At 54.9% G+C, this 10,522-nt stretch carries 13 protein-coding genes; 6 read left to right on the top strand and 7 right to left on the bottom strand.

What is annotated here, in order from left to right; translation table 11 throughout:
• The coding region (locus tag BN871_RS16995; protein WP_157060317.1) for a collagen-like repeat preface domain-containing protein at positions 1–418 on the bottom strand (418 nt) is incomplete at its 3' end.
• A gap of 230 nt (positions 419–648) precedes the next feature.
• The gene (locus BN871_RS16990) at positions 649–1,227 is read right to left on the bottom strand and encodes a class I SAM-dependent methyltransferase (RefSeq protein ID WP_048747576.1); all 579 of its coding nucleotides are present in this window, start codon (positions 1,225–1,227) and stop codon (positions 649–651) included.
• Positions 1,228–1,499: 272 nt separating this feature from the next.
• On the opposite strand from BN871_RS16990, the gene BN871_RS16985 reads away from it, so the two are divergent.
• Entirely contained in the window at positions 1,500–1,976 is a 477-nt protein-coding gene (locus tag BN871_RS16985; RefSeq protein ID WP_048747574.1) for an Lrp/AsnC family transcriptional regulator, read from the top strand.
• Between the two features lie 62 nt (positions 1,977–2,038).
• On the opposite strand, the gene BN871_RS16980 is transcribed toward BN871_RS16985, so the two are convergent.
• The gene (locus BN871_RS16980) at positions 2,039–3,175 is read right to left on the bottom strand and encodes an amino acid dehydrogenase (protein WP_021881001.1); all 1,137 of its coding nucleotides are present in this window, start codon (positions 3,173–3,175) and stop codon (positions 2,039–2,041) included.
• A 190-nt stretch (positions 3,176–3,365) separates the two neighbouring features.
• Here BN871_RS16980 and BN871_RS28495 point away from each other — a divergent pair, with 190 nt between their 5' ends.
• The 5 genes from BN871_RS28495 to BN871_RS27815 all read left to right on the top strand — a co-directional run bounded on the left by BN871_RS28495 (position 3,366) and on the right by BN871_RS27815 (position 4,695).
• Complete coding sequence (locus BN871_RS28495; RefSeq protein ID WP_021881002.1) at positions 3,366–3,506, top strand: hypothetical protein; 141 nt, start codon at positions 3,366–3,368, stop codon at positions 3,504–3,506.
• Positions 3,507–3,702: 196 nt separating this feature from the next.
• The gene (locus BN871_RS28490) at positions 3,703–3,834 is read left to right on the top strand and encodes a hypothetical protein (protein WP_021881003.1); all 132 of its coding nucleotides are present in this window, start codon (positions 3,703–3,705) and stop codon (positions 3,832–3,834) included.
• A gap of 182 nt (positions 3,835–4,016) precedes the next feature.
• On the top strand, positions 4,017–4,142 hold the full coding sequence (locus tag BN871_RS27005) for a sporulation protein YjcZ (protein ID WP_021881004.1): 126 nt from the start codon (positions 4,017–4,019) through the stop codon (positions 4,140–4,142).
• Positions 4,143–4,321: 179 nt separating this feature from the next.
• On the top strand, positions 4,322–4,453 hold the full coding sequence (locus BN871_RS29205) for a YjcZ family sporulation protein (protein WP_217900070.1): 132 nt from the start codon (positions 4,322–4,324) through the stop codon (positions 4,451–4,453).
• A gap of 110 nt (positions 4,454–4,563) precedes the next feature.
• Positions 4,564–4,695: a hypothetical protein gene (locus tag BN871_RS27815; protein ID WP_021881005.1), complete on the top strand. Its 132-nt coding sequence runs from the start codon at positions 4,564–4,566 to the stop codon at positions 4,693–4,695.
• A gap of 1,452 nt (positions 4,696–6,147) precedes the next feature.
• Here the strand turns inward: BN871_RS27815 and BN871_RS16975 are convergent.
• From BN871_RS16975 to BN871_RS16965, 4 genes are all read right to left on the bottom strand, one after another.
• Positions 6,148–7,434 carry an MFS transporter gene (locus BN871_RS16975; RefSeq protein ID WP_021881006.1) on the bottom strand — a complete coding sequence of 429 codons (1,287 nt, stop codon included), beginning with the start codon at positions 7,432–7,434 and terminating at the stop codon, positions 6,148–6,150.
• 338 nt (positions 7,435–7,772) lie between these two features.
• Complete coding sequence (locus BN871_RS27000) at positions 7,773–7,946, bottom strand: CsbD family protein (RefSeq protein WP_083436505.1); 174 nt, start codon at positions 7,944–7,946, stop codon at positions 7,773–7,775.
• Positions 7,947–8,181: 235 nt separating this feature from the next.
• Positions 8,182–9,360 (bottom strand): NAD(P)/FAD-dependent oxidoreductase, encoded by a 1,179-nt coding sequence (locus BN871_RS16970; protein WP_048747571.1) that lies wholly within the window; start codon positions 9,358–9,360, stop codon positions 8,182–8,184.
• A gap of 51 nt (positions 9,361–9,411) precedes the next feature.
• Positions 9,412–9,852, bottom strand: coding sequence for a DUF1641 domain-containing protein (locus tag BN871_RS16965; RefSeq protein ID WP_048747568.1), 441 nt, complete (start codon positions 9,850–9,852; stop codon positions 9,412–9,414).
• Positions 9,853–10,522 lie beyond the last annotated feature (670 nt).

Here is a 10,522-nt window from a genome sequence, read left to right as displayed (position 1 = left end):
GTCCGGTCGGGCCCGTTGCGCCGGCAGCTCCTCTTGCGCCCAGCGACCGCCCCGCCAGAGCCAGCAGCCGTCCAGCCTCGCGAAGCAGGCCGACCCATCCATCCTTGACGCGCGGGGATACGCAAAAGACGAGAACCGCGCCGAGCAGCTCGGTCACCATTGCTTGGAGAGTGACAATCAGCAGCGCATCGCTTTCGCTCCGATTTTCATACTGACCGATCGCCAGCTCCAGAGCCGCCTGCAGCACCCCTTTTTCCTGCAAAGGAATCCGCATCGAGTTGATGAGAAGCAGCAGCTGGCCCAGCACCTCTCTGAGCGACCCGTCCGCAACGCCTCTTGGCCATTCCGACAATGCCAGATCAAGCCATTCCAGCAGGGCTTCCCATTGATCCGCTTCCGCCGGCGTGACCGGAATCACGCAATGATGCTTCTTTCGGACAGGCATCTCGCAATCCTTTTGGGAGTGAGGCCGCTTGGATACGTGTCTTCTTCTTCTCGGTTGATCAGGCATGCCATTAACCCCCTTGATTATTAGAAGGCTATGTCGGAAACCGGCGTCCAATTCTCCCGATTGGATTCCGAAGCCATTTTCGAGCAAAAAAAAAGACCCGCTCGCGGGCCTTCTCCTCTCTATACCGCCTGGTCTGCTTATGCCATCCGCTTGACGGCCATCAGCGCATCGACCGGCTCGTGATCTCTGCCGTATGCGTTCACAAATGCCGGGTTGGAAGCATCATGAAACCCCTTCATGACCGTAACCTCGTATCCGAGAGCCGCAAGCTCCTCCGGCTCCCATCCGCTGCGATGCATTTGATACTTTTCGCCGTTGAGCCCGTAATGGTCGAAAGCTTCCTGTGGGAAAAAACCCCGCGGCGTGAACAGGATGACCCGCTCGCGCGCGATGATTTCCGCCTGCCTCAGAAGCTCGTATCCCGCCGATTTTTCCAGATGCTCAAGCACATCCACCAGTGTAACAGCCGTAAAGGAGCCTGGGACAAAGAGCCTTCCGATCTCAAGCGCATCGGCGTGTAGAGGCACAACGGACGGATAGTGGGCCGCTATATAGTCCACGTACGGCTTATGGACGTCGAGCGCGACTATTTGCCGGGCATGAAGGGACGTCAGGAGCGGTCCGGGGCCGCTTCCTACATCCAGAAGGGTCTGCGCTCCGCCGATGAGCCCGTTGAGCCGGATCAAGAAATCTTTTTCTTCCGTCACATGAATCATGTCCAATCACATCCTCCTTCAAGGTCCATCCGCTTGCTGCATTGTATGCGGACTTGCCTTCGGAAGGCCCGGCAGAAGCCTGACGGACAACGAAAAGGCCGCTCTTGCCGACGATGGCAACCCGCAGGCGGCTCCGTTAATGCCGCTCTCAAAATTCCATATAATGGATTTATGTCTTGTAATGGCGATCCGAACCCGATATAGTGATTTTAGCAAAAATGCCAGGCACTTCCGTTCCAGCGATGATCAGCCTGCCAAAGGAGACGATTGAAATGTCCGCCCAACCTCCCAGGCCGCCTTCCTATACGATTCCCTCTACCAAGCTGGATGCTCTGGACCGCCGAATTACCGAGCTGCTCCGCCTCAACTCGCGGATGTCTTATACGGATATCAGCAAGGAAGTAGGCATCTCCAGGGTCGGCGTCCAAGCACGAGTCAATGCCTTGATCGAGAACGGCACCCTGGAAAGATTCACGGTCTTGGTCAATCCCGAGAAGATCGGCATGAACGTATCGGCCTTTTTTCATGTTGAAGTCGAACCTCATCGTCTCAGCGAAGTAGCGCGTCGGCTGTCGGACGAGCCTGCCGTCACCGCGCTTCACCATATGACCGGGCCGAGCAAACTGCATATGCACGCCGTATTCGCCACGATGCAGGAAATGGAAGCTTTTCTCCAGGAGCGCTTGTACAATCTGCCCGGCATCGCTGGCGTCGAAAGCCAGCTCCTAATCAAGAAATACAAATATTAGACGTTCTTGCCCGTCAAAAGCCGACTTGCCGGATCTCCGGTCCGAGCCGGCTTTTTTACTGCTCATCGTTTTTTCAACCGTTCCAGATTTTGTTCCGCCAGCCGTTTTGCCGCCTTGGAAGGAGGAATGCCGAATTTTTCCGCCAGATGGAAAACCTCCTTTGCCGTTTCAGCCACGGCCTGCACGCTTTCCTGAAGCTCCTCTCGTCCCAACCCCTGCAGCTCTCCAGCGGTGATGATGATTCCGCCGGCATTCAGGATGTAATCCGGGACATAGAGGATTCCCTTCTCCTCGATCAATTCCCCGTGACGTTCCATGGACAGCTGATTGTTGGCTGCTCCGGCGACAATCGAACAGCGCAGCCGGGGGATGGTCACATCGTTCAGTATGCCGCCCAGGGCGCAAGGCGCGAATACATCGCATTTCGTCTTATAGACGTTCTCCGGCTTCACCCGCCTTGCCCCGTAGTATCTCACCGCCTCCAAAACAGCGGAGTCATTGAGGTCGGAGACGATCAGCCTGGCCCCATCCTCGTATAAATACCGGCACAGCCGGAAGCCTACTTTGCCAAGTCCCTGAACGAGCACCTTGAGATCGTAAAGCGACGGCAGCCCAAGACGATAACCTACGGCAGCCTTCATCCCCTGATACACGCCGTATGCCGTCATCTCGGCCGTAAAATCATCCTGCGCCATGATGCTTCCCGATGTATCCGTTACATAGGAAGTCTGAGTTTGAATCGCGTCCATGTCCTGGATGCAGGTGCCCAGATCAAGTCCGGTTATATAACGGCCGCCCAAGCCTTCAATGAACCGTCCCAGTGACTGGAACAGCCGCCGCCTCCCGTACTCTTCGCCCCGCAGCTCCCCCATTCCGCTTCTCCCTGCCCTCCGCTGCGCCCGTGTCGCTTCCGGTCCGCATTCCTCCATCCTAGCTGCGGGATCCCTCCAGACGACAGCCTTTCCTCCCCCGTAAGGGAGGTTGTAGGCCGCGTTTTTATACGTCATTCCCCGCGCGAGACGCATCGCATCCTGCAGGGCGACTTCCTCATCCGCGTATGTCATATACCGGCATCCGCCAAGCGAAGGTCCCGCTGCCGTGTTATGAATGGCGACAATCGCTCTCAGACCGCTCTCCGCATCATGGCAAAAAGCGACCTGCTCAAAGCCGCCGCCGATTATTTCCCGGAAAATAGTCATGCGATGTTCCTCCTCGCCCCTGAAAGGACTACATTTCTATGCGAGGATCAATTCCAATATGCCCAGACAAGGCCTGGACCGCATGGGCACCACCCTAAAATCAGCATATGCACATTTGTACCTCCCGCCCAAACATCACGGGTGCGCTCGCCGTATGATGTGGCATACCACAAGAAAGGGGATTTGACACATGTCTTACGGAGTTGGCGGAGCGGTTGGCGGCGTAGGCGCAGGCTGCGGCTACGGCGGCGGCTGGGGTTACTCGAGCACGGGCGCCATTCTGGTTCTCTTCATCCTGCTGGTTATCATCAGCCGCGCATTCCTGTACTAGTCTAGGACTGGGCAGGTTTCACGTATAATTGAATTTGGACCAGAGACCTCCTGAAGGATTTCCTTCAGGAGGTTTAGCTTTCCTTCGGAGGCCGATAACGACTGAAAATGGCCGAGCGCACATTTGTCCTCCCCATCCAATCGGCATGCAAGGAAAAATCATACGATGCATCATTCCATTGAAAAGGAGAGTTGAAATGTCCGAAAACGTTGAAGGCGCAGAAACAAAAGTCGAAGCCGCTCGCGGCGGCTTTGGCTATTCCAGCACAGGCGCCATTCTGGTTCTCTTCATTCTGCTCGTAATCATCAGCCGCGCGTTCCTGTACTAGTTCGAGGGTAAAAACCAAAAGCCTCCTGAAGACAGCCTTCAGGAGGCTTTTTCATGCCGATCCGATTCGGCTTGAAGGCGCTACGACCGCGACGTAGCCAAGCGCACATTTGTCCTTCCCGTCCAATCGGCATGCTGCCGCAGCTCATACATTGTATCATTCCACAACAAAGGAGTTTTGATATGTCTGAATATGTAGAAGGCGCAGAAACAAAAGTCGAAGCCGCTCGCGGCGGTGTCAGCAGCACCGGAATCATTCTGGTTCTCTTCATTCTGCTGGTCATCATCAGCAGCATTTTCTTCGTCTAACCGACTTCTCGGCTGGCGCCGGATCGCTCGCGATCCGGCGCTTTCCCCTGCTCGGATGAAAGCGGCCGAAGGCTCCTTTCGGCTGCATGCCCATTTCTCCTCGATTGACCTTCCTGCCCAAACATCACGGTCCGCCCCCGCGTATGATGTGTTATCTCAAGCGAAAGGGGATTTGACAAATGTCATACGGCGTTGGCGGAGTAGGAGCAGGCTGCGGAGGAGTCGGATACGGTGGTGTGTGGACGAACACCGGAGCCATCCTTGTTCTCTTCATTCTGCTGGTTATCATCAGCCGGGCTTTCCTCTATTAGCATAGCATGAGGAAGGTGCAGCTGGGCTCTTGCACAATTGTACCTCCCGCCCGAACATCACGATAGCAACAATCATAAATTAACTTATAACACTAAAGGGGGATTTGCACATGTCTTATGGAGTTGGCGGAGCAGTTGGCGGCGTAGGCGCAGGCTACGGCGGCTGGGGTTACTCGAGCATCGGCGCCATTCTGGTTCTCTTCATCCTGCTGGTCATCATCAGTCGCGCATTCCTGTGCTAGTCGCCCCCTAGCCCCTTCAAAAAATTCAATGCTCCCGAAACAAAACCAACCCTTCCCGTCATGCGGGAAGGGTTTTGATTTGCATGAATTAAACTTTCCGATTCATCTGAATTTATCCGATTCTATTTCCGATTATAAAGAATGACTTTTACCGTGAAACCCATCAGCGCATCGTTCCAGTCAAGTAGGAAGACACGAATCTGAATGCCGTTAATTCCGCAATCGATAAGGGCAGCTGAAAATAGAGGATATTCAACAAAAACCGCATGAAAAGACAAAAATCGATTGCAATGAACGGCAAAAATCAACCAATTGGGCTTTATTGGCTCTATATTCGATTGAAAAGAGGGAGAGGATCGATTAATCACGAACAATTTTAATTTGAAAGCATCTCTTCAATCGGATTCACCTACCCCAATTTGCTTCCATCGGGACTCCCTTTGCTTGATCGCGCCTCCCTCCCGAACAATTGTATTTCCGGCCAGATAAGAGCCCAAGGGAACTCAGCGAGGTAATATCCGCACCGCGGGAGAGCGTCGGCTACACAATGTCCGCCCAATTTGAGCAGCTTGTGACCAGTCGCCCATTGTCAATGACCGATGACCAACGACCAATGAACAACGACTGTGATGCGCGGCCGGCCATGACCTGCAACCGTTGCAACGAAGACCTGCAACGACCATGACCTGCAACCGGTACCTGCGACCGTGACCTGCAATCGTGAGCAGCAACCGTAGCTGCGACCATTCAAACCACCCTGGCCAATTCAGCCATTCCCTGTGATTCCATCCATTCCCACACTCTACCCGTTCCCACCACAAACCCATCGCTTTGGCGGCTCAGGCGGCAGCAACCCTTGCTTAACATCCCCTGGAAGCAAACAATTCAAGGAGTCTATGCCAGAGTGACCGTTCCATAGACTAGGTTCATTACATGCAATTTTATAATACCGATTAATCCGAATCTAATGGAATCCACAATCATTTTCTTCATTTAGCCATACTCAATCTAGATAATTCATTCCCCTTTATGAACATCAGGAATCGAAAAAAACCCGTTCAAATGAACGGGACCATTTCAACGAAAACCAATCCAGCAAAAGCGAAAGCAAAGGCATTGAGAAATCAGATAAAACAGAAGCCTACAAGGGGGCGTTCGTTGCAACCCGGCGGCGTTTCTCAGCAAATCGCTCGATACACATAGTCATTGAAGATCGTTGAAGCTTAATAGCCATCATTCTACAAAAACCGCACAAAAGAACGGATGATGATGATATTGAACGGGGAAACAAGGTCATTTAGGTTTTATTGGCAAATAATGCGGATGAAAAGAGGGAGAGACTCTAGTATTTCCGAACATTATCCTTCAAACCGTATTCCAACGAACGGATCCAAGAGCCTTCCAGACTGCCATTTGCCCTTTAACCGCTGAATCGTCTCTCCCTCCCGAAGATTAGAGTCCGGTCTCAACGGCCGTTCCCTTCCTGTCGATGCGGGCAGCTCCCTCTTCTTCGCGGACAAAGCGGGGAAGCGTGAAGATATAGATGACGAAGGTCAGCAGCAGCAGCACGGCTATGAACAGATACAGCCCCAGCAGCGTGAAGCGGGAGGGATACAGCCAAGCGATGAGACCGAGCATCAGCGTCTGTCCGGCCATCATGATAGGATCGATCCAGGCGCTCACGCGCCCCATCTTGGAAGGCTCCACGAGCTTGGGCAGCCAGCCGCCGATGACGATGTTCAGCGGGGCAAGGATGATTCCCATCACTAGTATTAGAATCAGGTATATCCAGGGAGAAGCTACAAAGCCCAGAACCAAGGCGATCAGACCGGATACAAGAACGCATGCGATGAGCACTTGATGCATTTTGAATTTATCGATCAGCATGGAGCCCAGCGCGCTCCCGGCCAGGAAGCCGATGCCGAGAAAGACGGAGAACAGCGAGGCGTACAGCTGGTAGTTGTCCGGGGCCAGATGGTATTTCATCGTCAGCATGGGCAGGATTGCGAAGGAGCCGTTGATCAATCCGAACAAAGCAAATCCGGATATCAGCGCAATCAGAAGCTTGCGGCTGAAAATATACCGGAAGCCGACGCTGAAATCACCCCATACCGATCTCATATTGAGCGAGGAGAGCGGCTGCTTGCCGTTCGGCAGCGTCACCTCGACAGGCAGCTTCAGCGAGCGGATAAGGAGAGCTGTCAGCAGGAATCCGACCGTATCGATGATTACCGCACCCATAATCCCGACGGTATGGTACACAAAGGCTCCTATTCCCGTTCCGAAAAGCATGAACACGCCGAATACGGATTGGTTCAGTCCCGAGGCCTTCACGTACTGATCTTCCTTCAGGATGCCTTGGATCATCGCTGTTTCGGCAGGGGCGTAGAACTTGGTCACCCCAGCCCGAACGAATAGGATCAGAAAGATGACCGGCAGCCAGACCCCCGCAGCCAAAGCCCCCAGCATGCAGAGCGACAACCCGGTGCGGATCCATCCGGTATTCTCTGCGATCTTCTTGCGGTCAAAGCGGTCTGCGAGCACTCCGATAAACAGAAAAACGAATACGGTCGGCGCGGAGTAGAGCATTTCAGCGATGGAAGCATAAGCAGGCTGGGAGGAAAAACGATCGAGCATATAAAAGGCGAACGCCATCGCTCCGATCGTAGAGGCCAGCTGAGAGCAGACCGTAGCGAGAAACAGGCGCATGAACACCCCATTGCGAATCAATTCCTTCAAGGTCGGTCATCCTTTCGATTCCATTATTTAGTTGACTGTTGACCTCATTATAGAACCCGGCGGCTGCGCCTCCCAGCGGCGCGGGATGGAACTGCGCCTCCTCCTGCGGACGGAGCGCCCGCTCCTCCTCCGGATCTCCCAGGCGACGGTCCCTCATTGGCTGGCTCTCTAGTATCATTCAAGAAATCCGGAAGCACCTCTCGAGCGGTCCTCAATTCCACCTCGGCCCCATGCCCGATTCCAAGCCTAACGGCAGATTACAGGCAAGAAAGGTTGTCTTCATGCAAAAAAAAGACCCCTGCCCCGTTAGGAGACAAGAGTCTTTGCTCGCTTCATCTTCAATGCCGGTCTTTGAACTCTCCGACCTTTTCCTGGACTTCGCCCTTGGCTTTATCCAGCTTCCCTTCCGCTTGAAGCTTGTGGTTGTCGGTAGCGTTGCCCCATTGGTCCTTGGCTTCGCCTTTCACCTTGTTGACTGCGCCCTTCACTTTGTCGCTAAGTCCTTCTGCCATGGTTATCGCTCCTTTTCCTGTTGTAGCGGGTATAGTCCTCCTTACCCGCCATGAGCCCAGGTTAAACGGAGATAAAATTCAAGACGGCTTGGAAGACGGCTGCAGCCCGCCCTCTTCTCGATTAGGCGCATGCGTTCGGCATTTTCCTTCCCTGGAATGAAAAAAAACCGCATGGAATGTATCCATGCGGTTCTTCCATGCGGTCGCATCCGGGTCGGTCCCGGATGAGGACGAATTAGTAAGCCAGGGAGAACAGGCCGTTGATGTGCGACAGGTAGCGGATGTTGGAAGCTTCCTTCATCAGCGTTGCCGGCAAGCCTTTGAGGCGGGTCTGGTTGCCGCCGATAGTGCCGATCGCATCCTTGCGGCCGAGCGAACCGAGCGTACCGGAGAAGACCGGGGAGAACGAGTCCAGCTGGTGGCCATTGAAGTAAGCGTAGATGTTGGCGCCGATGAGCTCGCCCATCTGCCAAGCCAGCTGAGCCGTAGGAGGGAACGGGCGTCCTTCCGGACCCATGACTACAGCGCTGTCTCCGGCGATGAATACATCCGGATGCGAGGTGGACTGCAGGCCTTCCGTAACCGTGGCGCGGCCGCGGTTGACTTCGATGCCGGAGTTGGCCACGACAGCCGTGCCTTGCACGCCGCCCGTCCAGATGACCGTGCTCGATTCGATCGTGCTGCCGTCCTTCAAGGATACGGTCGTGCCTTTCATTTCCGTAATCGGCAGGCCGGTTTTGAACACGACGCCGCGCTTCTCGAGGGAAGTCGTCGCGCGCTCGACCAGCTCGGCCGGGAAGCCAGGCAGGATCGTAGGAGCAGCCTCGACGCAGTACAGGGAAACTTCGTCATAGCTGATGCCGTGTTTTTTCACGAGGCCGGGCAGCATGTCGGCGAATTCGCCCACAAGCTCGATGCCCGTCAGACCGCCGCCGCCGACGACAAAGGTCAGGTCGGCTTTGTTGCCGGACTGCTTGTACTTCGCCACGGATGCTTCGACATGGGCTTTCAGCTTGTTCGCGTCTGCAACGGATTTCAGCGTGAAGCTGTGCTCCTGCAGGCCTGGAATGCCGAAGAATGCCGTCTCGCTGCCCAGTGCGACAACAAGCGCATCGTAGGACAGAGTCGTGCCGGTAGACAGCTTCACTTGCTTCTCGTCCGGCTTGATTTCAGCGACTTCGCCGATTTTCAGGTCGATGTCTTTGCCGCGCAGCAGCTTGTCCAGCGGAAGCGCCACATTGCCTTCGGACAGGTTGCCGACGGCAAGACGGTGCAGCTCGGTGATGATTTGGTGCGCGTTGATCCGGTTGACAACGGTAATCTGGGCTTCCTGCGGCGTAAAGTGCGTGCGTGCCGTCGTAGCGGCCAGCAGGCCGCCGTAGCCGCCGCCCAGGATAAGAATATGCTTCGCCATGTTCATCCTCCGTTCACGTTCTATGCAGCCTCCCCGCGGGGAGTGCGCGGGTTAGTTTTGGTTCTTCTGCTTTTCGCCGAGATTGTCCAGGAATGCCTGCGTGAAACGCAGCGTGCGCTGGACGTTCGGGTCCTTCAGCATGCGCAGCAGGCCGAAGAGGCCTACGCTGGAAGACTCGTGGCTGACTTGGTCGCCGGCTTCGATAGCCGCTTGGGCGACGGTCTTGGTCTTGTCGACGATCGGCTTCACCATCTCGCCGAGACCGCCTCCGAAGTCGTTGATAAGCACTTTGTCCGTCGCGAGCGACTTGGCTACATCGTAGGATTTGGTCATGAGCGTGACGATTTCGGCCAGCTTCGGAAGATTATCCACAAGTACCGTAAGGGACTCCTGAACTTCCGGCTTCATGAGCTGGTCGAGAATATCGCGCTGCTGTACCGCCGCGGATGGCTCTTGAGTCGCCACCGCTTGAGTTGGTTGGTTTTCGGACATGGAATTACTTCCTCCTTTGCTCTGGAAATGCGGTTCCGTCCCTCGGTTGTCCGCGATTTCTTGCGTCCGCTGCTGTCAACTTCCGCAGGGTCGCGGCCGAGGGCGGGGACGTTGTCATCATGCGCACAGCGAATGGGAGCAGCCTCAATGCGGAATCATGCCGTTGTGGCCGGACTGAGTTTGTACCAAAATTCACATATCAGTCCAGACCATCAGACCTTCATGCTTACGCAAAAAAACGGCCGCTTCCAGCCTGGGCACCGAGAAAACGTCGAGTGAGTCAAAGACTACCTTATCGTTGTCGGCCAGGCGGTCGGCACGGAACTTCTACCGATAGTTTACAACTTAACCGCTGCAACTGCAAAAGAAAATTACGGGTACGCTTTTATTATGGCGCAATATTGCCTATTCATGTCTGAATTACCAACAAAGGCCTTCGTTGTGCCTCATCCATCCGCGGATTGCGGAACCAACAGGAAGAAATCCGGGAATCCAGTCCCTAAGGAAATCATTCCGATGGGCAAAAAAAATCCCCGGAGCCGCTCCGCTGACGGAAGCTCCCCGGGGACCTGCTTACATCCAGCTGTCGATATCGTCGTCGTCGATATCGTCTTCCGCTGCCGCGGCTTGCCCGGCGGCGGGCTCCGGCTCGGCCGGGCTCGGCTCCGGC

The sequence above is a fragment of the Paenibacillus sp. P22 genome, from assembly GCF_000469945.2.
Classification (GTDB): Bacteria; Bacillota; Bacilli; order Paenibacillales; family Paenibacillaceae; genus Paenibacillus_O; species Paenibacillus_O humicus.
Note: the sequence above shows the minus strand (reverse complement) of the source record. Positions and strands in the feature narration are given on the sequence as shown.